The sequence below is a fragment of the Desulfopila sp. IMCC35008 genome, assembly GCF_010646885.2.
GTDB lineage: Bacteria > Desulfobacterota > Desulfobulbia > Desulfobulbales > Desulfocapsaceae > Desulfopila.
On record NZ_CP050700.1, the window covers coordinates 1,302,486 to 1,325,478 of the forward strand.

The following is a 22,993-nucleotide window of genomic DNA, read 5'->3' on the forward strand; positions in this document are numbered from 1 at the left end:
TGTTGTTTTACTTTAATATCCTAAGAGCCGACAACACATCTATATAATGTTGTTCCTCCACGTCTCAAATCGCACCGAGAACCTTTTGCAGCACCTGGCCGAGGTAATCCGCTCATCAGGCAGACGACATCCTTTCGACCCGGAGTTCTTTCTTGTCCAGAGCCAGGGTATGGAACGGATTATTTCCCAGACTATGGCGGATCATTTCACCAGCTGGTGTAATTTCCGGTTCATGTTGCCCATGCAGTTTTTGGACTACTGTTCCAGAAAACTGGAATTGGAAACTGCTGCTGAGGTCTATGAACGAAGTGTGATGCTCTGGAGGATCGAGGTAGTACTTCGTAGCATTGATGAAGAGGTTTACCGACAACTGCATCATTATCTGGCCGGTGGGGATGGGCCTCTCAAACGATTTCAACTTGCTGGGCAGTTGGCAAACCTGTTCGATCAGTATCAAGTGTCACGACCGGAGATGATTGCTTCCTGGCAGAGGGGAAGGACGGTAACAGAAGAAGCCGCAGAGCCGTGGCAGATGGCCCTTTGGCTGCGACTTCAGGAACAGTGCCCGGAGGTCCCTCACCGGGGGGAACTTCTGACAAGGGTTATCGGTAAATTGTCCGATGGCACTAATCTTTCGGCATCGCTCCCTGCCCGGCTCAATGTTTTTGGGCTCACCACCATGGTACCTCTTTTTCTCCGTTTCCTGCAGGGATTGGCAGGTCATTGCCAGGTCCACCTGTATGTACTCTCCCCTTGCAGCTTGTACTGGGGAGATATGGCTAGACGACGGGGACAGGAACAGTCGGTGCAAGGGCATCCGCTCCTTGTCTCAATGGGAGAGCAGGGCAGGGATTTTCAAAATCTTCTTTATGACGATGTGAGCTATGAACAGGACTTTTCCAGTTACCAGGATCCTGCTGCTGATGCTGGTATGAGTTTGCTCACACGGCTTCAATCCGACCTTTTAAAAGGGGAGGTGGAACCATGTGATACTGATTGGCCGGAGGACGATGATTCTATCTGTATCGTCTCATGTCACTCGAAAATACGCGAGTTGGGAGTATTGAAAAACCAGATCCTCAAGTGGCTGTATGACAATCCAGAGCTTGAGTTACGTGATATTATTGTCATGGCCCCTGATATCCAGGAATACAGCACGTTGATTCCAGCTGTTTTTCACGATATCCAGCACTCTATAGCCGATCGCAGTCTGCGTCGACGTAACAGCATGATTAAGGCTTTCAGTACCTTTCTGGGCCTTTTTGGAGGCAGGTTCGGTTGGGATGAACTTTTCGATCTGCTGAAAGAACCGGCGGTGGCAGAGAAGATGCAGCTGTCAGCTGGGGACCTGGACAATATCCGTAACTGGGTACTTGGTTCCGGTATCCGCTGGGGGTTGTCCGGAGCCCAGAAAGAGGCCTCAGGCTTGCCGGTTTTTGATGAGTCGACCTGGAAGGACGGGTTGGAGCGAATGCTCATGGGGTATGCCACAGGCAGTAGCGGGATTGTCGACGATATTATCCCGTTCGGAGATATTGAGGGGAGCAATGGTGCCGCACTTGGGGGGCTGTGCCGCTTTATCTCAATTATTGAGCAGGCCGTGGTCGATTTCAGTAACACGTACGATCTGGCGCGCTGGTCTGAACTGCTGGTCTTGTACAGCAATTTGCTTTTCATATCAGACCGTGATGGGACTAGGGAATTTCTTGATCTACAGGAGATTTTGAGTGGGCTTGGTGAGAATGTAAAGGGGCTGCACCATGGTGAGGTGGAGTTTTCTGTTATCCGGGCCTGGCTGGAGAGCGTTACTCGTGAGACCCGTTCCAGCTCCGGCTTCCTGAGGGGGCAACTTACCTTTTGTTCCATGCTGCCCATGCGCTCCATTCCCTTTAAAAATGTTTGCCTGCTCGGGTTGCACGAAGGCCGTTTTCCGGGAAATGATTACCGGCCGACCTTTGATTTGATGCGCATAGCCCATCGGCCTGGTGACAGGTCGAGGCGAAAAGACGATCGTTACCAGTTCCTTGAAACAATACTGGCTGCACGCGAGCGCCTCTATTTAAGTTATGTGGGACAATCAATAAAAAGTAATGAGGAGATTCCGCCTTCGGTGGTATTGGCTGAACTTCTTGATGTTCTGGCCGGGTCATACAAGGCAACCAAATTGGTGATTCACCATCCGTTGCAGCCATATAGCCCAAAATATTTTACCGGTGAGGAACCTACCCTTTTTAGCTACGATTCCGATTATTGTCGGGTGGCTGAACAACTTCGGCAGCCTCCACGGGCGGCTCAATCGTGGTGGCGGGGCAGGCGGGATGTTGAAATTGATGGGGTGGGTTGGCTTGATTTCCAGAAGTTCTTTAACCATCCTCAAGAGTGGTTCCTGCGGGATTGTCTCGGTGTCAGGGTAAGGGATGAGATAACGGTTGTCCCCGAGAGTGAAACTTTCACCCATAACGCTCTGGAAAAATATATTATCGACAGGGAGTTGCTTGAAGACAGGGCCCGTGGGGTGAGCGCTTCTTTCCTGTTGAAGAGGTTACAGTCAGAAGGACGATGGCCGCTAGGGGCCGTAGGTGAACTTCACTTTAAAGAACGCATTGCAGCACTGGAACTGTTTGAAGCAATGATCGAGGAGCTGCAGCCGGGTACACCGCTGGAATCTCTGCCTATAGATATTGAAATCGATTCTCTTCACCTACACGGTCTGCTGGGCAATCTCTACGAGCACGGTATTTTTATCTACAGACACGCCAAACTCAGACCTAAGGACTGCCTCAATGGCTGGCTGCATCATCTGCTCTATGCACGTATCACAGGCCAGGCGATTTCCACCGTAGTGCTTGGCTCTGACAGGCATGTGGAGTTTAAGGAGGAGCCGCCATTCTCACAGGATCTCGAACAGTTTGTAACAGTTTTCGTAGATGGCTGCCGGGAACCGAGTAAACTTTTTCTTGATCTCGGCTTTGCAGCTCTTGACAGCTTTGAGAAAGGTAAAGGATTGGAAGAGGGGGCCATCGCCAAGCTGAACGATATAATTAGAAGCGGCTATGACCAGGAGCTGCTGTTCCTGCTTGAGGGGTGTGATCCGGTAGATGTGTTTGATTCAGAATTTGTAAGGTTATGCCACGCTATCCTGGAACCGGTATGGAGGAACTGCCTGTGAGCATCTACCTGGATTGTGCTGCAAGTCCACTGCAAAGGGGGATAACCCTGGTGGAAGCCAGTGCCGGGACCGGAAAGACCTATGCTATAGCCATGTTGGTGTTGCGGGCTGTCTGTGAAGAGGAAATTCCCATAGATCAGATCCTGGTGGTGACCTTTACCCGGGCTGCAACCGAGGAATTGCGAAGCCGAATCAGGCAGAGGCTGGTGGAAGCTCGTGATCTGTTAGCTGGAACAGAAGAAACCGGTAAGGATAAAACCATGACAGCCTGGCTGGCCACGGTGGATGATGAGGAAAAGTATATAAGGCTTCTGCAAAGTGCCCTGCTCGACATCGACAGGGCTGAAATTTTTACCATTCATTCATTTTGCCAGCGTATGTTGCAGGAGCAGGCCCTGGAGTGCGGCCAGCTTTTTGATGTCGAACTACAGGGGGATATCAATCATATCCGTCAGCAGATAGTGGAGGATTTCTGGCGGCGTCATGTCTACGCCATGGACCATCAATCCTGCGGGGCCATCCTCGCCCAGTGTTCGACCCCGGAACAGTTGCAGCAGAGTATCAAGGCGGCCGGTTCGGTATATGACCTGGTGGAGCCTGCAACGGGCAGCATTGGTGAACTGGCTGACGATTTTGCCGGTGCTTTTGCAAATCTTCAGTATTGGTACCTCGAACATGGTGCACAACTCCGTGAGTCTTTTAACCTTGCGATTGCTGCAAAGAAGTTCAAAGGGGCACTTAACACCGAAGAGAAGATAGATGAGATATGGCTGGAATTAGATAACTATCTTCGTGGCAGGACAATGACACCAACCGGGAAGATAGAATTCCTCAGTGTCGATGGAGTGCTGCCGCTGGTAACAGCTGCAACGCTAAAAATAACGGAGGAACCTCAACTCCTTTTAAGGGAGCTGGAATTGCCGGATGCGCTGGCCACCTCATTTTTAGCGGCATGGAGACTTCTTGTTATCGGTTTTCGGAAGGAGCTTCTGGGCGTTATACAGGACCAGCTTGAAGAACGGTTGCAGAACCTCGGTTTGATGTCGTTTGATGATCTTATCCGGCGGCTTGATCTTGCCTTAAAGAAGGACCGGGGTGACTTACAGCGTTTGCTTTCTCATCGTTACGGGGCGGCATTTATTGACGAATTCCAGGATACTGATTCTGCTCAATGGTCTATATTCTCAACGATTTTTGGCCTGGGAAACCATTTTCTCTACCTGATTGGTGATCCGAAACAGGCAATCTACAAGTTTCGCGGCGCTGACATCCACTCATATTTTCAGGCTAAAAATGAAGCATCCCTTCGATTGACCCTGCGGCATAATTACCGTTCCCATCCCGATCTGGTCAAGGTGGTGAATGATCTTTTTAGCTGGCGTGACAAGGTCTTTGCCTATAGTGAGGATCGCTTGGGGTTTGATGCTGTGGAACCTGCACGAACCAGTGACGATGGTGAATTACTACGGGATGGTAGACCGCTCGGTGTGATGGCCTGCTGGCAGCTAGGGGCAGCTGAGAAGAGGAAAAAGTGGTTTCCCGGTGTTGCGGCAGACAGGCTTCGGCAGGAAACTATTGCTGAGATACTTTCTTTGCTTGACCCGAATACACCTGTGACCTATCGACAGATAAAGAATGGTCAGGATGCGTCGAGGATATTGCAACCTCTAGATATTGCAGTACTTGTCCGTTCAAACAGGCATGCCCAGGATTATCTGAAGGCCTTTGCTGAGGCAGGGGTACCCGCGGTTGTTGCAAGCAAGCAATCGGTCTATGACAGCCGTGAAGGGAAGGAGTTGTATAGGCTGCTCACTTCGCTTGCCGAACCAGGTAACACCTTTCTGCTCAAATCAGCCATGACCATTTCCTGGTTCGGTTTAAACGGACACGACTTGTCTGGAATCTGGTCCGATGAATCGATTTTTGAGGATTGGTTGAATCGGTTTCTCCTGTATAACCGCATGTGGCAGGAAAAGGGGTTCCTGATCATGATGCAGTCGCTTCTGCGAGAGGAGAACGTCCTGCTTCACCTGTCCGCAACACCACTTGGCGAAAGACGTATCGCCAATGTCCACCACCTTCTTGAATTGATCCAGGAAGTGGAAACCGAGGACAACCTCGGTCCGGCTCAAACACTCTTGAGGCTTGAATCCTGTATTGCCGATGAGCGGAGCAGCGAAGATACGGAGTTGCGCCTGGAAAGTGACGAAGATGCGGTGCGGATCATTACCATGCATAGTGCCAAGGGACTGCAGTATCCGGTCGTCTTTTGTCCCTATCTTTGGTACCGGAATGCTCGCCTGGAAAGTGAGCGGGAGCTTATAACCTGTCATGAGAATGAGAGGCTGGTTGTCGATCTCGGCTCGGACCGCTTCAGGGAGCGTCATGAACAGGCTCTCGAAGAGGAGTTGGCCGAAGAGTTACGTCTGTTGTATGTGGCGGTGACCCGTGCCCAGGTCAGGTGCTATATTATGATGGCTAATTGCCAGAAGACGAGTAAGGGGAGTGCGGACACTTCACGTTCATCCCTTGGCTATCTTTTTTTTGATGGAAAACAAAAGGAGCAGGAAGAACAGGAAGCCATTGTACGTCAGTTTGTTGAAGCGGCTGGCGGGGAATATCGTGTACTGTCCGCTGTAAGGCTTGATGCCGATCGTTCTGCAGGATTTGAAGCTTCTCCTCTGAAACTTTCACCTCAAGTGGGTACGGGTCGATCACTGCAGACGGACTATCAGATGACGAGTTACTCGGCCATGGCGGCGTTAAGTGAACATGAGGATCATGGTTCAGATGCCGATAGTGTGGAACCGGAAGGTGAGAATGGTGGGGCAGTTTTGCATCCGGGCCTGCCTGCGGGGGCAAGTTTTGGGAATCTGATTCACGACAGTCTGGAGTTGATTTCATTCAAGGAGATTGGTACAGAGCTCTCTCTTGATGCTATTGAGTCGCTTTGCCACCGGTACGGACAGGATGTTGAGCCGAATACTATTCAACAGTTGCTTCTCGATGTGGTGAATACACCTCTAACAGCCGGAAACGAACACCTTGCATTCTCATTGGCGGAACTGGATCAATCAAGGGCGTTAAAGGAAATGGCGTTCTATTTCCACCTGAACCGACTTGATACCGAACGGGTTAATAAGGTGCTTGCTGGCGAACCCGGCGTCATCCAGCTTGCCGCTAAATCAATGCGTGGCTACCTCACCGGCTTTGTCGACCTTGTCTGTGAACATGACGGCAGATACTATGTGATCGATTATAAAACAAATTATCTGGGTGACAACAGGGGGGATTACCAGGGAGAAAAGCTGGTGCGGGCCATGGCATCTCACAACTACGGGTTACAGTACTGGATTTATACTCTGGTGTTGCACCGCTACCTGCAAAATGTGCTGGAAGGGTATGACTATTCTACTCATTTCGGGGGTGTCATGTATCTGTTTGTTCGGGGTATGAGGCCTGAAACACCGGGGAGTGGTGTCTATTACGCATACCCCGATAAGAACAAGCTTCAACAGCTTGATACACTCCTGGGGGGTGGTGATGAAAGGTGAAGATTTACGTTTTATCGATATTCATCTTGCTGGTTTTCTGGCCGAACGGTCCGGTTTTAAAGGGGAGGAACGAAAGCGATTCTGTGAACTGGTTGAACTCTTGTCCTCTGCTCTGGAGAGTGGGCATAGTTGCCTGCGCCTTGATGACTCCGACAAAATGTTTGTAATGGAATCCCATCTGGTTTCAGAAGGCACAGACACTCCGCTTGTTGTCCAGGGGGATCGATTGTATTTGCAGAGGTATTATTCCTACGAGTCGAAACTGGCCGGGAACCTGCTTATGCTTGCAGCAGAACATCACCATTGGCCGCAACTTGAAGTGTTGTTAGACGAGTATTTCGGGAGAAGCAGTTCTGGGGAAGACTATCAGAGAGAGGCGGCACGCCTCGCCATGCAGCGCTCGCTTTGCCTGATTTCCGGGGGGCCCGGGACGGGGAAAACCACCACTGTGGTGCGCATCCTGGCCTTGATGCTGGAGCTTTTTGGCAAGCAGACCAGGATCGGGCTTGCCGCACCTACCGGTAAGGCGGCGATGCGGCTGCAGGAGTCGATTACAGCAAGCTTACCTTATTTACCAGTAGGAAAAGATATTGCAAAGGATATCCCCCGCGATGCCATGACGCTGCACCGATTGTTGGGGGTGATCCGCAACACCCCGCGTTTCATGCATAACCATGATAACCCGCTCCCCCTGGATGTTCTTGTCATCGATGAGGCATCCATGGTTGACCTGGCTATGATGAGTAAGGTTGTCGATGCCTTGAAACCGGGTGCCAGGCTAATCCTTCTTGGTGATAAAGATCAGCTTGCTTCCGTGGAATCAGGGGCGGTTCTGGCTGATTGTATTCGTGGCCTCCCTGAAAACACGATCGAACTCAGGAAAAGCTATCGGTTTGAAACAGGGATTGGGACAGTAGCCAAGGCAATAAACAGGGGAGACGGTACCCGGTGCTTTGACCTGTTACATGGCGATGAGTTTGATAATATCAGCTTCCTGCAGGAGCCTCTCCGTGATTTTGTCGGGTCCCGCTACAAGAATTATATGGAATGTGTTCGTTCCTATCCGGCAACCACCCTGGATGAGATCTTCAGCTCCTTTGGGGAATTCCAGGTTTTGTGCGGTACCAGGCACGGAGCCCGCGGCTTGAATGCTATCAACAATGCGGTTGAGGGGTACCTGAAAACAAGTGGCTATTATTGCCTCCCCGGGGATTGGTATCCGGGACGCCCGGTTATGGTGACGAGAAACGATTATAACCTTGGTTTGTTTAACGGTGATATTGGTATTTGCCTGTCCGATCCCGAAAACGATACCCTCAATATCTGGTTTGACCTCGGTAACGGGGCTTACCGTTACTGTCCACCTTACAGGCTGCCCGCTTCTGAAACAGTATTCGCCATGACCATTCACAAAAGCCAGGGGTCCGAGTTTCGGGATGTATTGGTTGTCTTGCCTGAGACCGACAACCGTGTCCTGAACAGGCAACTTGTCTACACTGCTGTCACCCGGGCCAGGGAAAGGTTGTGGCTGAAGGCGGATGAACGGGTTCTGGTTGATTCCCTCTGCCGCGATTATGAGCGCAGTAGTGGTTTGATGGAGATGCTGCAGGGAAAGGCAGTTTTAGGGCGTGAACTATCTATAACCTGATTTCCCAGATATCACTCTTAACCTTGTTAAGCTGAAACGATACATCCAGAAATTTCTTTATCGTTTCCATATTGGTCAGGGTGTGACTTGTAGGGTTACCGGTGAGGAAACGACCGGTACCAGCCTGGGCCATGTTTCCGAGTTGAACGATATCAAGGTGTTCATCGCTGACCTGAAACTTTTCCCTCACAATGTTAAGTTCCCTTATGGCTATATGGCCGGGGAGCTGGGCGCAGACCGCCTTGCACCCTATGTGGTTAAAGGTACGGGTTGTTAGTTCAAGCGGTGCTGGTTTTTGCGCCGGTGTAACTGAGATTTGTATCTTGCCACCTCCGGCCGGGTAAAAGCCGGGCTGTATCATCTCCGCCTCAGTCTCCACTCTCATTTTTGCCAGGAGCGGCAGGAAGGTTTTCTGGTGGAAATCAAAAAGCCGTGCCGTCGGGTTATGGGTGCCACCCTCAAGGGTTATTGTTGAAGGTCCCGCTGCTGCCAGAAGTGCAGGTAAAACAGCCTGAAAGACCAGTGAGCAGCTACCTGCGGTACCGAGAGCACAGTGGTAATTGCCAGAGTGGATGGCTCCCGGTGAAAATGTAAATCCCCGGGAACCGATCCCCCCTCCATGGACCTGGGCTTTGCTGAAATTGTCCTGGAAGGTATGACAAGGTTAATGAACTGTCCTTTCCTGACTGAGGCCGGATGAAGGGCGGAGATATTACTTTTTCAACCTATTTTCCAAGAAAAAACTTGGCATCAGCGGCTAATTGGTGTTTCTTTTGTGGTTTCCTTCCAAACATCCATGTTTGTCCTTTTTAACATTTCATAGAATAAAGAGTTGCAATGCAGAAAGAAGATTACCGGGAAATTCCCTACAATTTTACCTCGGCAGATGACCGGCTGATTATCAACCACCTCTTTGGGCCCGAAGTGTGGGATGACCTTGAAGAGTTACGCAATCAGCGAATTACAGGGAGGTCGGCACGGCTGGTGATGCGGTTTATGGGGGACCTTTTTATCCTCCGCCGGAACCCATTCCTGTATGAGCAGCTGCTTGACTCTACCAGCCGTCGCCTGCAGTTTGTGAAAACAGCTGAGGATGATCTTGCAATTATAGCTGAAGCGGCCAAATTGAACCGGGATAGTTCCAATCGTTCGACCAAGGTACTGCGGTTAGTGGAACTCTGCCGGGACAGGCTGTTTGAGCTGAAGTCGGAGTTGGAAGGAGTTGCTGTTAAACGACACCGCATCAGCCGCAAATTGGGGGAAATCGTCGGTAGGGAAAATGTCTGGTTCGACCCTTTCAGCCTTATAAGCCATGCAACGGATGCGACAGATTGGCGGCTCTATTTGCCAGTAGCTGTCGTGCGTCCCTCTTCAGAGGAACAGGTGAGTTCACTGCTTTATGCCGTTGAATCGCTGGGATTGTCAGTTATTCCCCGTGGTGGCGGAACCGGGCTTACTGGCGGTTGTGTGCCAGTAAGTGCAGGTTGCGTCATCATCAATACCGAGAAGCTGACCAGGATATACCCCGTAGAAAAAAGATTGTTCAGTCACTTAGGTGATGCGGGAAAAGATGTCCCGGTTCTACGTGTTGAGGCGGGTGTCGTGACCTCCGATGCCATGACTCATGCCTCAAAAGAGGGGCTTGTTTTTGCCACCGATCCGACCAGCGCCTGGGCTTCCACCATCGGTGGCAATATAGCGGAAAACGCCGGTGGTAAGACAGCGGTTCTCTGGGGAACGGCAATTGACAATTTACTCTCATTTAATATTGCCATGCCCGGAAAAGGGTTGATGACGGTACGGCGTGTCGACCACCCCATGCGCAAGATCAGGCCCGATGACCAGGTATTCTTTCAGGTAAGCGATTCAGCAGGTAAGCCGGTCAGGACTATCGAGTTGGCGAGTGACGACATCCGAAAAAAGGGACTCTGGAAAGATATCACCAATAAGGCGTTGAATGGTGTACCTGGCCTCCAGAAAGAGGGTGTGGATGGTGTTATCACCTCTGCGGAGTTTGTCCTCTATGAAGCGTATGAGAGAAAGATTACCTTCTGCCTGGAATTTTTCGGCGAGGATATGGATGAGGCGAGCAAGGTCATTGTTGAAATCTCCAAAGAGTTTGTCGATGAGGGTGAGGAAGCCCTGATGGCCCTTGAGCATTTTGATGAGGAATATATCAAGGCCATTAAATATAAATATAAGGCCGCCAGGAGCGATCGGCCCAAAGCGGTTCTGCTGATTGATATGGTCGGTCATACCAGCGCCCATGTCATGCGCGGTAAAGAGCGGTTGGAGAAGTTACTTTCCGGATATGATAACACAGAACTGTTTACCGCCCAGGATAGCGATGAGGCCGAGCGTTTCTGGCGTGATCGTAAACGGCTCGGAGCTATTTCTGCAAGGACCAACGCCTTCAAGCTCAACGAGGATATTGTACTTCCCCTGCATGCCCTCGCTGAGTTCACTCGTTTTGTCGATGAGTACAACATAAACGAGGATCTCTATAATAAGGAACTGTGTATCCATCGTATCATGGAGTACCTAAGGAAGGCGGAACCGATTGAAGATCCGGACTGGCTCGAGGCCAAGATACCGAAGGCCATAGACCTGTGCCGTGAGGCCCTCGGGAAGTTGGCCCTCAGGACCCGGGAATCTATAAGGTATGAGGCATATATCAGGCAGATGATGGCGGACCTGCTCGAGCTGTTAAGCGGGTATGCCAGGGTCTCGGCGCAAATCGAGCGGATTTTTGAGCAGACCCGGTCAAGACGAATTGTGATCGCCACCCATATGCATGCAGGTGACGGCAACAATCATGTTAACATTCCCGTCTTCTCCAACGACCGGGAAATGATGAAACGGGCCGAGAAGGCCGCCGAGGATGTGATGCAGATGGCGGTGGATCTTGGAGGTGTGGTGAGCGGTGAGCATGGCATAGGCATCACCAAAATGAAATTCCTTGATGAAAACAGACTGCAACAGCTCGAAGCGTATCGTCAGGAGGTTGATCCGGAGGGATTAATGAATCCCGGCATGCTCAGGGATCCACAGATCATCAATAAGGTATTTACCCCTTCTTTCGATCTTCTTGAGCTTGAGGCGCGTATCCTGCAGCATGGTTCTTTAGAGAAACTTGCGGCGAAGATTTCCAAATGCGTCCGTTGTGGAAAGTGTATGGCGAAATGTTGTACCTATTTCCCTGGCTCAAATATCTTCATGCATCCCCGCAACAAGAATATGGTCATCGGTTCACTGGTAGAGGCGTTGTTGTATGATATCCAGCGTTCCCACCAACCCCGTTTTGACCAGATGAAAAATCTGGAAGAAGTGGCGGACCATTGCACAATGTGCGGTAAATGCTTTTCTCCATGCCCTGTCGATATAGATACAGCTGAGGTCACCGTACTTGAAAGAGAGATACTGAGTGAGCTGGGCTACAAGCACACCGCGGCCGCGACCTCGCTCTCGCTGTTTTACCTTAAAACACGAAGCGGGACTTTTAATTCGCTGTTTCGCAAAGTGGTGGTGGACTGGGGTAGCAGGATGCAGCAGCTTGGTGTCAAGATGCTTGATGCCTCCCCGGACAGGGTTAAGCAACGAAAGTCGAAATATGTGGCCATGCTCAAATCACCGATGATGACGCCGTCGTCACAGACACTATGGGAGAAACTGCCTAAATGCAACACCGGGGAAGCTTTGGTGTTTAATCCGGAGGAGCAGCCGACGAAAACAGTGTTCTATTTTCCCGGTTGTGGATCTGAGAGGCTTTATTCCGAGATAAGCAAGGCCGCTATTTACCTGCTGGTGAAAAGTGGTATCCGGGTGATTATTCCGCCTCCGTTTCTTTGTTGTGGTTTCCCTGCACGGGTGAACGCCAAAATGAAGATGCATGGTGTTGTTACGTTACGTGATACCATCATTCTTAGCCAGATACGGGAGATGCTCGGTCACCTTCAGTTTGATAAGTTCGTGGTGAGTTGCGGGACGTGCCGGGAGGCTATTGGAGAGGTCGGTGCTGAAGAAATATTTGGTTGTGATATCCAGGACGTCTCTTACTATGTCCTGGAAAACAGTGACCTTGATATGAAGTTTGATAACGGCGAAAACTTTCTCTATCATGCCCCCTGCCACGACTCCCTGGACGGGGAAGGTGTGCAGCTGCTCCGGAGGGTTGCTGGGAAGGGCGAGCTGGTGCCGGACTGCTGTTCGGAAGCCGGGACCCTGGCTATATCACGACCTGATATCTCCTACGCAATGATGCAGAGAAAAAGGCAATCCATTGAACACGCCATGGAGGGTGTGAGTGGGGAGGCCACCCTGGTGACAAACTGTCCTTCCTGTATCTCAGGACTTGGTCGCAACAGGGATCTGGGCGCTATGCCGCAGCATATGACGGTCCTGCTGGCGCGCTCAGTCGGAGGTGAAGGCTGGGCAGGTAAGTTTGATGAAATAATAGCGCGCGCTGAGAAGGTGACTTTTTAAGGTCACCTTCCAGGCAAGCCCTGTACTTTGGTTACTAATCATGGAAGTGGATTTTCTCCACTTCCCAATTTTTAATATCCTGGAGTGTTTTGTAGTCCATAAACCCTTTCAAACTGAGAACACTTTTCGCTCCGGCCTCAATATGGCCCCAAAGTTGAAAATCCTTACGGTAGTATGCATACTTGTCGAGGGATCTAAGCTGGACAGAGACGGTTCCTGACTCCTCCGTGTCATTCTCAACAGTACACTTGAGCAGGTACCAGCCATGCTCTTTATCCTGGTAATTCATCTTTTCCAGCCCGATACTTGTTACTTGCAGTCCCGAGGCAAATCCTGCAGCAGAAGAGCTGAACAGGAAGAGAAGGGAGAGAGCTCCGGTGATAAACCTTGTGTGTCTTTTCATGATTGTACCCTTTAAAATTATATATTGAGGCAATTGCCTGTGTTTACAACAAGTGGTCCTGTGTTCCTTCGAGGGCCGACGGATGGGATTGGAGGAAGAGTGTGCCCGATCGTGTTGGGGACGAAGCGGGGCGTAAATCCGTTTGGGCTGGGAAAACTGCAGATAACGCTTTGATGTAATACCCGTAAATAGTGAGAACAGTATGACCAATTCGACCAATATGTCGAAACTTGAAATTAGCGTATAAGAGGTCTGCTTTCAATACCTTTTGCAAAATGAATGGAAATAGATCTCAAAAAAAGACGCAACCAGGCCACGTTTGCCGGGACTGGAGTATTAGAACGAATTGGGATAAAGGTGGGTGAAGAGGGATTCATTTCCTTTTATAGGGTTGTATATGCCCTGATTTTCTAAGTAAAGAACCGTCTTCCTGCCGAAAGATATTGGGGTTGTTGGTCATTACGACCTTGTCACAATCTTCAGTATCCAGGGTGAGGTGTTTTACAGCACCAGTGATGACATCATCATGATTGATGATGAGTACCTGAGTGATGATAACGGGGTTCTTGTCTGGTTGATGGTGTCTTTAACCGTGAATGAGCCGATTATGGATTTCATCTACAATTTGATCGGCGTTTAGTTGATGAGTAAATGTGGAGTCTGTGAAGTCGGCCTGTGATGTGATGCGTTAAAAAAAAAAAAGCAGAGTCGAATCGACTCTGCTTCGGGTGAGAGAATGGGTTGATATGGCGTATCGTTGTCACGTTTCTCTCGGCCTTTTTTTCAGTACCGACAGCTGTCCGATAACCGCTAGTACCGGTGATGAAGAATTCTAAACAGCTTAACTTTTTGAGTTAGGAATACAGATCGTGTATTCTGCTTCCCCCTCCGGAGGCTGATAGAAATAATCTTATCAGCATGACGAGACTGAAACAATAGGTGATATCCGTTTTTTCAGGTAAGGCGATACCTTACAAAAAAGTCGTGTTGGAGGGATTGGGCATATTGGAGGAGTCGGGGAGTGGCGCTCCCCTGATGGCAAATGGTATGCCATGTGGTGTAGCAACTGTAATGTGTAATCAAGACATAATATTATACGCTTGTCTGTCAAAAAACGATCAGTATGGGATGTTTCCTTTTTCCCGTAAACAGGAAAAAGGAATAGAAGAAAAACATGAGAAACAGGTTGCTGGTGAAAATGACATGTGATTCACAAGAGGGGACTCCTTACCTTTTATAAAGTGTGTTACGTGGGGCTTGTAAATTAATCTCAAGGAGATGTTGTTTTTTACTTGTAAATGCCAGCAAAGAGTATATCTTGTTCGTGCCGGTTATACGGTAAACATAAATCAGATCACGCACAGCGTCACTCACGCCCTGTCTTGTAGCTCTTTTCATTTCAGTTGTCCCAAGAGATTCTTGCTGATCACATCTTCGGAGAAGCAAGATGAAGCTATTTATTGGCAACCTGCCTTACGATATATCAAGAAAAGAATTGGAAAGTCTGTTTACCGAATTTGGAGAAATAGTAGAGGCAAACCTGATAGAGGACCAGTTCACTGGCAGATCAAAAGGCTTTGCCTTTGTTGAAATGTCTACTCGTTCCGGAGGGCAGCAGGCTATGGAGTCCCTCAATAAGCGTTCTTACAAGAACCGGGACCTTGTCTGTAATGAGGCAAAGCCGAAGAAAAAAGGCAAGCGTCGCAGATAAGGACGAATCAATCGAGTGTTTTTCTCATTCAAAAGAACAACAATACCTCTTATTATTTGAGAATAATCATATTAAGTTGAGCAGCGCGCAGGACCACCCGTTTGAGCTTCGAATCTAAAAGGTGGTTCAGCGTATTTACCATAAATATATAACACTTTGTTGGATCACATAGTGTGGTGCCGACAGTAAACAACACATCCAGGAGTAATAGTAATGGCAGAAGGAACAGTAAAATGGTTTAACGATGCAAAAGGTTTTGGCTTTATCGCACAGGATGGAGGGAATGACGTATTCGTACATCATACCGCAATTCAGTCCAGTGGTTTCAAAAGTCTTGACGAAGGTGCCCGGGTTTCCTTTGATGTTGTTGAAGGGCCGAAAGGACCTGCAGCATCAAATGTTGTCCAGCAGTAACGACTGATACACGCAGGGGTTGGCAGTTTTCATCTGCCTGCTCCCGACGTACGTCGTAATAAAAAAGGCAGTGCAGATGTGGTTCTGATTTGGTCGTTGACTTGAGCGGAATTATGTAGCGCTGCCTTTGTTGTCTCTTGCCATGCAGCAATAGATACTTGCCCCCCTAATAACTCCTGCAAGGAGCCGAATATGTATCCGGATACACTGTAGTGACCATCAATGTCGGTTCTTTTGAATTACTCAATACCCACATCAGGCCCGCAACACGCTGCACCATCCAGCTTGACCTCGGCAAGATCGGCGGTCATTCAACCTCGGTAGAAATTATAAACGGCAGGAACCCAGGTCCGGTTCTGTGTTTGACAGCCGCCCTTCATGGCGATGAGCTCAATGGCATTGAGATAATCCGGCAATTGATGCAGGGGATTGACCCGGAGATATTCTGCGGTGTCATTGTAGCTGTTCCCGTTGTTAACCAGGACGGATATCATCACAAGACAAGATATGTTGATGGGGTAGGGGATCTGAACCGGAGTTTTCCGGGTGATCAGAACGGTACGTGCTGTCAGCAAATGGCGTACACTCTTTTTACAGAAGTGATTTCACATTGCGATGCGGTAATCGATGTCCATACAGGGTCGTCTGGCAGGGAAAATCTACCGCAACTTCGTGTTGACCTGTCGATAAAACAGAATGAGGTACTTTCTTCAGGGTTCAGCCGCCTATCGATTATTCAAAGTAATCCACCACGTGGTAGTCTTCGGGAGGCTTCCTCACTTTCGGGTATACCGGCCCTCGTGATGGAAATCGGCGGTTCACAAGGTGTTGAACCAGAAAAGGTACTGCTGGGAGTAGAGGCCCTTCAAGCCTTGCTTGGGTCAATAGAAATGACCGCAGTGCCGCCGTTTGACCCTGAATTTCAGCGTGTGTATTATGGAGGTGGCTGGATACGCTCTGAGAGAGAAGGGATTTTTATCGCTAAAGCCTGTCTCGGAGATGTAGTGCAAGCGGGTGATATACTTGCCGAGATTATCGATCCTCTGTTGTCCACAACGTATCGGGTGGAGGCTCCCCTGCATTGTACTATCCTTGGAAGGTCACATAACCAGTATGTCGGGCAGGGTACAGGTCTTTTCCGGGTGGGAATTGAACGGGTACCCATCTGAACTATATAGAATTTCCTGCTTCTACAGTTGTTGCTGCTGCTCTGATCTTTCGTGAAAACGTGCTGGAGCTCTTACGGTACAAGACATTCAGTTCTCATCAGGCAAGAGATAGATTTGTACCAAAAAAGCAGACGTAAATAAAGCACACCACATCTGTGGGGACTTGGGGTGGGGAGAAGGGGGGATCTATATGCAGCCTTTTATCCGACTAAGCGAAGGTGGTGGGACTTTCGTATTTTCTTCCACAATTCCTTAACAATAACCATAGCGAGGTCTTCATAACGGTCATAGTCACGGCCCAGATATGATTGGCATGAAGAAATGAGTTGGTCGTTGCCGTTATAGAGTCCGAATTCTTTGCGTATACTTTTAGCCATGGCCAGATAAACAGTGGAACCAAGCTCGTCTTCGGAGAGGGTGGACATTACAACCCTGTCTCGTAAAAGCAGATCTTTGTAGAGGATTTCAACAACTTCTTCTACGGTTTTGGGGAGTGTTCTCGGCTGGTAATAATCAAGTGGTTGAAACATCATTGCTACGGCTACCTTTGTACCTGGATCGACAGACGTCGATAATTTACTGAAAAAACATGAAAAGATCAGGGGTGGGCCTGGCAAATCACGACTTCAAAAAACGGAAATATATTTCAAAATAGTAATACATTGAGAATGGCTGTCACTATGATAATAATGATGGAATGTATCAATTTGATGTAACAGTGTGGTGGTGGGTTAGTCGAAGGCCCTATATTTATAAACATAACCAGTTGGTTTGTAACTGTGTTTTGCCTGGCGAAGACCGGGATCACCCAGATCCTGTTCACGGTTGATGGTCTGGTAAAATTCTGGCAGGATTGCCGCAAAAGATTGGTTGATGAACTGGAAGAGACCTTTGTAACCAGGAACACCTTTTTCAAAATGGATGACAAAACTCGAACCGTCAGCAATTTCTTCGCCAAGACTGTAGCCGACGGGTTTGTTGCCAACAAAATAGATGCCGCCGCAGAGTTGAAGCTCCCAGGATTTCTCAAGACCTTCCCTGGCAGCAGTATAGTCTCCATCTTCCGATTGGCCTCGGCGCCAGGTATCAAGTATTTCGATTGCAGCGGGAATGTGTTCGTCTAATAACGGTTCGGCGGTAAACTCATGGGCTTTTACAAAGGCCTTGATGAGGTTTCTTTTCTTATGATACCTTCGTCCACGCAGGTCCGATAAATCCTCTCTCCGGTAGAGGTAATCGAAGTTATCTCTGTCCTCAATAGTTCGATAGCCCAGTGCCTCCAGGCTTTTTTTTTGCTTCTTGGATACGCATTTCATCGTTGTATGCTCTAGAAAGAGCAGGGCGAGTATTGACTGATCCGGAAGTGATTGAGGGATCATGAAAAATGGAGCGTTCTTGTCTTTGCCGAGGATAGCAAAACTACCATCGGCTAATGTCGTCAACCTGTAATTATGGTTATGGCGAAACAGGTACAGGTTGGCGAAGCTGAATTCGGAGATACCATCAGGTAAAGTTCGCAGCAGGTCATGAACGAAGGGACGATGTTCAAGGGTAATGGAGGACGAAGCAGGATAGGGCGGGATCAGATTCATAGTTCTATTCCTTCTTCTTGAGATATTGAACAAGAAACGAATCCATGGCCAGATGGATAATGTGGTGGAGTACACAGACTACGAGGGCAATACCATACTCAGGGAAAAGGGATACCTGCAGGATCAGACTGAGGGGCAGGGTCTTCTGGCCTCCCATGAGGATCACACTTTCACGCCGTCCTTTTTCTATAGTGAAAGCGCGTACAAGCAGGAGTCCGGCGGTCATAATGGCAAGATGGAAGAAAAAGGTCACACCAAGAACAGGGGCTATGGCATCAAGGGAATCAACAATTGCCTCTCTCCCCTTGCAGGTAGCCATCCAGACTACAATAAGTATCCCGACCTGGTTGAGTATTGAGGTATAAGGCAGTAATGGGCGAACAGTGTCAGTCATCCTGTTTCTGACCAGTATTCCGACAATCAGGGGCAATAAGACCAGCGTTGCTATCTTGATCATAATGGGTAACTGGTCTACTTCAATAACCCGGGTATCGCCGGTAAATGACAACAGCAGGGCCAGAGAAAGCGGTATGGTTACAACTGCGAGACTGTTACTGACGATGGTTATCAACAGGGCATGGGCCATATTGCCACCGGCCGCGTCTGTCATGACTACACCGCTACTGAGAGTACAAGGCATGACAGCGACCAGAAAGAGTCCAAGCAGCAGGCCTGTTGAGAGAGGGAGCATGCTAAACAGCAAGGCGAGTAGTGGGGAGATGATAAATATTAAAAAGAGGGCGGTAATTGTTCCTATATAATCTTTGAAGCCCGCCCGGATTTGGCTGGTATTGAGAGCCAGGCCGGAAAAAAAGAAGATAAGTATAATAATACTATCGGGACCATTATGCTCTTTGAGCCAGAGGCCCGGTATTACCAGAAGTCCGGAACTATCAGCGACCGTTGCAGCGGTTGTGCCGAGAAGGCCAATCATGAACCAGTTTTTTTTAAGTTTCTGCAGCAAAACTTCACCGAATTGAAGAAGGATAATGAGGGAAATTTTTTCACAAAAAGTGAGGTAACAGTAGTCTACGTGAGCTAATTCGTCTATTATTTTGTCCCTGAATAAAAGTATAAACTTTAACGGAGACAAAAATGAGCCAAACGGTTGAGCAAATACTTCAGAAAATCTCATTCCTTGAAAAAGATATGGAGCTGCATAAAAGCATCCTTGCCTCTATTCCCGCCGGGAAAGAAGCCGAGATGGAAGAAGTTATCAAGACCATTGTTGAACTCAAAAATAAAATAGAAACCGCCAAGGAATCTATTAAGGATGCCGACCCTGCAATGTACGAGCAGATACAGAAGATGGAGGAGGCATCGAAAAGGTTTCGTGATATTGCAGAAACAAAGGAGTTCCAGACAGTTGTAACCCTTGATCATAGCCGGGAATGTTATGTTGACCTCAAAAGCGGAAAGCGGCTTGAGTGTCTGGTGAAAGCCCAGGATAAGGATGGCGGCTGGACCGTACTGACTGTAGGTGGGGAAACCATGGAGTTGCCTGCTGACAAGGTCGCCTGAAAAAAACCCTGGCGTGCCATTCCTCGTGCTTGTTAGATCCCCCTTTGTGGTTCATCATGATAGTCATGACTGATACGAGCATCTGCGACGATCGAATTTTTATAGTCATATCGGGGGATATATTTGAGAAAATGGTTGACATAAATGAATGAACATTAAATATAGAGAGTATGAGAACACGTGATGATAAAAAACAGGAAGCGCTCTTTCTGGCTACACTAAAAATAGTGAATGAGATTGGTTTTGCTTCAAGTTCGGTCTCCAAGATAGCTAAGGAGGCATCTGTATCTCCGGCAACACTGTATGTATATTTTAAGAACAAGGAGGACCTGCTGGTGTCCACCTACATCGAAATTAAAATGAGCATGAGCGTGGCAATTTTAGCCGGTCTGGATGAAGAGAAGCCGCTTCACGATATTTTGCACAGAGTGTGGCGAAACACCTTCTCCTATGTTTCCTCCAATCGGGAGGAATTCCGCTATGCTGAACAGTTTGCCAATTCTCCTTACAGTGAGCTGGTTGATCGAGTCCAGGTTGAGACGGCATATGCACCGCTGATTCGAATAATCAAAAAAGGGATTGAACAAAAAATCATAAAAGATGTCGATCTTGATATTCTTGGTGCCTTCCTGTTTCATCCTATCCTCGTACTTGCCAACCCCCATCATTGCAAATCTTTTGAGCCCACTGAAGAAAATATAGAAAGTGCTTTTCGCATGGCGTGGGATGCTTTGCGGCTGTAACTTATGGGTTGTAATGGAGGCATGTTTGATCGAGTATTTGAAGGAGTCAGGTGGATAATCATTTAAAATTTACTTGAATTAAATGTACGATCATTAATTTAAAATATCGGTCAGGAGCTCTTTTATTAAAAACTCATGGAACGACTATCGGCCCAATCGTGGTGTTCATTCAAACTCTCATCTTTTTTGAAGGGGAGGGCACTTTTTTTAACCGGCACGGTGTTCATTACCTATTTCCTGATAACCGGAGAATGGGGGGAGGCGTAAAACCCACTTTGGCAGTTTATTCATAAATACTTATATTCGTCAGAAGGGATATGAAGGAAGTGGTGCATTGAGGATCTGAGGAAAAGGAGGGGGCTTATGAGACCTTTATTATTTCATTTCTATCAACTGGTGTTGTTTGTGCTATTCCTTTGTAATCTGTCTTCCTGGTCTTTTGCAGGGGAACAGCTGACTATTATCGATAGTTCCCAGTCGGGAACTGAAACCGGTGAGGACGATAACTGGAACAGCCATATTGATAATCAGGCGTACCTCAGGGAATATGAGCAGAGGCGTCGCCGGATAGAACAGGATAACCAGCCAATAATTATCATCAACAGGGAAACAGCTTATCCATATCCGCGGGGGAAGTGTGATTCCGAAACTGTCTATGTCCAGTCAGGTGGTTCAATGCTCATTTACAGCGACCGGTACAGGACCAATTGTTATCCGCGTCATGTGATTGTACCTGTGCGTAGGCCGGTACGCCCTGCGCCGTATATTGGCAGGCAGGAGGGGAAAAGGTTCTGGAGTACGGGGAAATAAGCTGGAGTCATCGTACCTTTGGCAGGTACAGAGGTATGTACGTTTTTATAAAAACACTTGCTGTAAAAATACATTCTGGGCAATAAAGAGACAGACAAAGCTTACAACACCTGCAATCAGTGGCGTTGTTACCCATCCGCAGGTAATTCCACCGACCACCTTCCATTTGATCAATCTGCCACCTTTTAATAAACCCATGCCGATCACGGCGCCTACGATAGCCTTGGAGCTAGATACAGGAACCAACGGCAGGGGAGGCAGACCATGGTCAATGAGCAATCTTTCCAGAGACCTTGTGACGAAAACACAAATAGCACAACGGAGTGGGACCAGACGGCTACAAAAGCCATAATCGGAGACAATAATAGGAAAACAGGCTCCGCCGTTTTCTCCGTTCTGCACGGTCATCCTGCCTCCGAATCTTTTAGTTATATTATAGGCAATAGATAAGCCGAGCCCCAGTCCTTTGCCGACCTCTTTTGTTGTATAAAAAGGATCGAATACCATTGTTGTTGGCTCTGTGTTTATACCGTAGCCGTTGTCTGTAACAGACACCATTGTTTCGTGACCATTTTGGTTAATGACAATTGCAACCTCCGGGGGGCCTGCCTGTTCTCTTTTGCCGCGTCAATGGCATTGCTCAAGACATTGACAAAAACTTGTTTGAGCCGTGCATTGTCGGCATATACTATTGCATTGCTCCCATCTTCTTGACGTGAAACAGAGACGCCACCTGCCTCCAGTCTGTCGCTGAGTAGTTCAATGGCCCTGTCAATACTCTCATGTATATTGACGGTAGAAAGACTGTTCGGCTGGAATCTTGTGAATGTCTTCAGGTGGTTGATCATCTTGGCCATTCGCTCCACCCCTCCTCCGAGCCCATTCCCTGAAGCAGGCTTTCTACAATGAAGTGATTGGTTCCTGACCTGGATGGGGTTGAGATTGCGAGCTGTCCGTAAAAGCGGGAATCTTTCAGATCCTGCAGGTTGGTTGGTTTTTCAGCACCATTTTTTAAAGCACTTTTTCATTCCACATAAAACCAACACTGGAGAGTGCAAAATTATAAAAATAGCCGTCGATATTGCCATATAGATCCCTTGAACCGTTTATGGGCAAATAGTCAGGGTTGTACCCTGACTCAATGAGTTTCCCTGTCTTTTTCTAAACTGCGAATGCTTCTGGAGAAGATGACCAGAACAAATCGAAATTACGTAAGTTTCCTCTCTCTATCTCGGTAATGGCCGAGGTCGTTTTTTTGTTTAATATCTTTAGCTGGACGTGAGGATTGTTTTTTTGGTATGCGTCAATGAAAGGTGAGTAAAAAGTGGGAGAAAAGGAGGTGAGTATCTTGAGTTTGCGATCGCCCCCAGACACGTCGTGCTCTGCGGCCAAGCAGTTTGGAAGAGAAAAAAGCAAGAGCAACAAAAAGAGAGGGATTATGCCGGAGCTATTACGTTTCCATTCTGAAATTAAATATTTTGGTCGAGATTGAGACATGTGAAAATCTTTACCACAGGTATGTTGTTGATATTCTATGGATAAAAGTTTAGATGTAACAAAGATATCGGCCCAAAAGATATTTTTAGAATGGAGTCTATTAATTGAAGATTTAACTGGTTGCTTTGTATCATGTTGGTCTGATTCAAACGTCATTTACAACTTCCTTACGGTCTCTCTTCTTCTGATAGTATTTGAACTGAGGGTTGTGCTATTTTTATAGCAATTACCCTACCAGAATATCATCCTCAATAAAGAGCACCATGAAAAATTCTTATTT

At 48.1% G+C, this 22,993-nt stretch carries 20 protein-coding genes; 12 read left to right on the top strand and 8 right to left on the bottom strand.

Features of this window, described 5'->3' with window-relative positions:
- Positions 1 to 46: 46 nt before the first annotated feature.
- The 3 genes from recC to recD are packed head-to-tail and all read left to right on the top strand — an operon-like array spanning position 47 to position 8,371.
- On the top strand, positions 47 to 3,169 hold the full coding sequence (gene recC, locus GA520_RS05950) for an exodeoxyribonuclease V subunit gamma (protein WP_163339111.1): 3,123 nt from the start codon (positions 47 to 49) through the stop codon (positions 3,167 to 3,169).
- Positions 3,151 to 6,723 (top strand): exodeoxyribonuclease V subunit beta, encoded by a 3,573-nt coding sequence (gene recB / locus GA520_RS05955; RefSeq protein WP_163339110.1) that lies wholly within the window; start codon positions 3,151 to 3,153, stop codon positions 6,721 to 6,723. Before recC ends, recB begins: the two co-directional genes overlap by 19 nt.
- The gene (gene recD, locus GA520_RS05960; protein WP_163339109.1) at positions 6,713 to 8,371 is read left to right on the top strand and encodes an exodeoxyribonuclease V subunit alpha; all 1,659 of its coding nucleotides are present in this window, start codon (positions 6,713 to 6,715) and stop codon (positions 8,369 to 8,371) included. Before recB ends, recD begins: the two co-directional genes overlap by 11 nt.
- On the opposite strand, the gene GA520_RS05965 is transcribed toward recD, so the two are convergent.
- Positions 8,361 to 8,981 carry an RNA 3'-terminal phosphate cyclase gene (locus GA520_RS05965; protein ID WP_163339164.1) on the bottom strand — a complete coding sequence of 207 codons (621 nt, stop codon included), beginning with the start codon at positions 8,979 to 8,981 and terminating at the stop codon, positions 8,361 to 8,363. The two genes, recD and GA520_RS05965, sit on opposite strands and share 11 nt — an antisense overlap.
- Before the next feature lie 227 nt (positions 8,982 to 9,208).
- On the opposite strand from GA520_RS05965, the gene GA520_RS05970 reads away from it, so the two are divergent.
- The gene (locus GA520_RS05970) at positions 9,209 to 12,853 is read left to right on the top strand and encodes a DUF3683 domain-containing protein (RefSeq protein ID WP_163339108.1); all 3,645 of its coding nucleotides are present in this window, start codon (positions 9,209 to 9,211) and stop codon (positions 12,851 to 12,853) included.
- A 34-nt stretch (positions 12,854 to 12,887) separates the two neighbouring features.
- Here GA520_RS05970 and GA520_RS05975 read toward each other — a convergent pair whose 3' ends face one another.
- The gene (locus GA520_RS05975; RefSeq protein ID WP_163339107.1) at positions 12,888 to 13,256 is read right to left on the bottom strand and encodes a hypothetical protein; all 369 of its coding nucleotides are present in this window, start codon (positions 13,254 to 13,256) and stop codon (positions 12,888 to 12,890) included.
- A 496-nt stretch (positions 13,257 to 13,752) separates the two neighbouring features.
- Between GA520_RS05975 and GA520_RS05980 the strand changes: the two genes are divergently transcribed.
- The 5 genes from GA520_RS05980 (at position 13,753) to GA520_RS06000 (ending at position 16,550) form a co-directional block, all read left to right on the top strand.
- Positions 13,753 to 13,896, top strand: a complete 144-nt coding sequence (locus tag GA520_RS05980; RefSeq protein WP_163339106.1) for a hypothetical protein — start codon at positions 13,753 to 13,755, stop codon at positions 13,894 to 13,896.
- Positions 13,897 to 14,291: 395 nt separating this feature from the next.
- Positions 14,292 to 14,465, top strand: a complete 174-nt coding sequence (locus GA520_RS05985) for a hypothetical protein (RefSeq protein ID WP_163339105.1) — start codon at positions 14,292 to 14,294, stop codon at positions 14,463 to 14,465.
- Positions 14,466 to 14,703: 238 nt separating this feature from the next.
- The gene (locus tag GA520_RS05990; RefSeq protein ID WP_163339104.1) at positions 14,704 to 14,967 is read left to right on the top strand and encodes an RNA-binding protein; all 264 of its coding nucleotides are present in this window, start codon (positions 14,704 to 14,706) and stop codon (positions 14,965 to 14,967) included.
- A gap of 213 nt (positions 14,968 to 15,180) precedes the next feature.
- Entirely contained in the window at positions 15,181 to 15,381 is a 201-nt protein-coding gene (locus tag GA520_RS05995) for a cold-shock protein (RefSeq protein ID WP_163339103.1), read from the top strand.
- Positions 15,382 to 15,593: 212 nt separating this feature from the next.
- Positions 15,594 to 16,550 (top strand): succinylglutamate desuccinylase/aspartoacylase family protein, encoded by a 957-nt coding sequence (locus GA520_RS06000; RefSeq protein WP_163339102.1) that lies wholly within the window; start codon positions 15,594 to 15,596, stop codon positions 16,548 to 16,550.
- 200 nt (positions 16,551 to 16,750) lie between these two features.
- Here GA520_RS06000 and GA520_RS06005 read toward each other — a convergent pair whose 3' ends face one another.
- From GA520_RS06005 to GA520_RS06015, 3 genes are all read right to left on the bottom strand, one after another.
- On the bottom strand, positions 16,751 to 17,083 hold the full coding sequence (locus GA520_RS06005) for a hypothetical protein (protein WP_163339101.1): 333 nt from the start codon (positions 17,081 to 17,083) through the stop codon (positions 16,751 to 16,753).
- A 198-nt stretch (positions 17,084 to 17,281) separates the two neighbouring features.
- A complete protein-coding gene (locus tag GA520_RS06010; protein ID WP_163339100.1) occupies positions 17,282 to 18,142 on the bottom strand; it encodes a DUF2156 domain-containing protein in 861 nt (286 codons plus the stop codon).
- Between the two features lie 4 nt (positions 18,143 to 18,146).
- On the bottom strand, positions 18,147 to 19,106 hold the full coding sequence (locus GA520_RS06015) for a bile acid:sodium symporter (protein WP_163339099.1): 960 nt from the start codon (positions 19,104 to 19,106) through the stop codon (positions 18,147 to 18,149).
- Positions 19,107 to 19,237: 131 nt separating this feature from the next.
- Here GA520_RS06015 and GA520_RS06020 point away from each other — a divergent pair, with 131 nt between their 5' ends.
- From GA520_RS06020 to GA520_RS06030, 3 genes are all read left to right on the top strand, one after another.
- Positions 19,238 to 19,663 (top strand): hypothetical protein, encoded by a 426-nt coding sequence (locus tag GA520_RS06020; RefSeq protein ID WP_163339098.1) that lies wholly within the window; start codon positions 19,238 to 19,240, stop codon positions 19,661 to 19,663.
- Positions 19,664 to 19,833: 170 nt separating this feature from the next.
- A complete protein-coding gene (locus GA520_RS06025; protein WP_163339097.1) occupies positions 19,834 to 20,406 on the top strand; it encodes a TetR/AcrR family transcriptional regulator in 573 nt (190 codons plus the stop codon).
- Between the two features lie 363 nt (positions 20,407 to 20,769).
- Positions 20,770 to 21,216 carry a hypothetical protein gene (locus tag GA520_RS06030; protein WP_163339096.1) on the top strand — a complete coding sequence of 149 codons (447 nt, stop codon included), beginning with the start codon at positions 20,770 to 20,772 and terminating at the stop codon, positions 21,214 to 21,216.
- A gap of 45 nt (positions 21,217 to 21,261) precedes the next feature.
- Here the strand turns inward: GA520_RS06030 and GA520_RS06035 are convergent, their stop codons facing one another.
- The 3 genes from GA520_RS06035 to GA520_RS06045 form a co-directional block, all read right to left on the bottom strand.
- Positions 21,262 to 21,774, bottom strand: coding sequence for an ATP-binding protein (locus tag GA520_RS06035; RefSeq protein WP_205749323.1), 513 nt, complete (start codon positions 21,772 to 21,774; stop codon positions 21,262 to 21,264).
- Positions 21,741 to 22,073 carry a hypothetical protein gene (locus GA520_RS06040; protein WP_163339095.1) on the bottom strand — a complete coding sequence of 111 codons (333 nt, stop codon included), beginning with the start codon at positions 22,071 to 22,073 and terminating at the stop codon, positions 21,741 to 21,743. Before GA520_RS06040 ends, GA520_RS06035 begins: the two co-directional genes overlap by 34 nt.
- Positions 22,074 to 22,377: 304 nt before the next feature.
- Positions 22,378 to 22,869 carry a hypothetical protein gene (locus GA520_RS06045; RefSeq protein WP_163339094.1) on the bottom strand — a complete coding sequence of 164 codons (492 nt, stop codon included), beginning with the start codon at positions 22,867 to 22,869 and terminating at the stop codon, positions 22,378 to 22,380.
- Positions 22,870 to 22,993 lie beyond the last annotated feature (124 nt).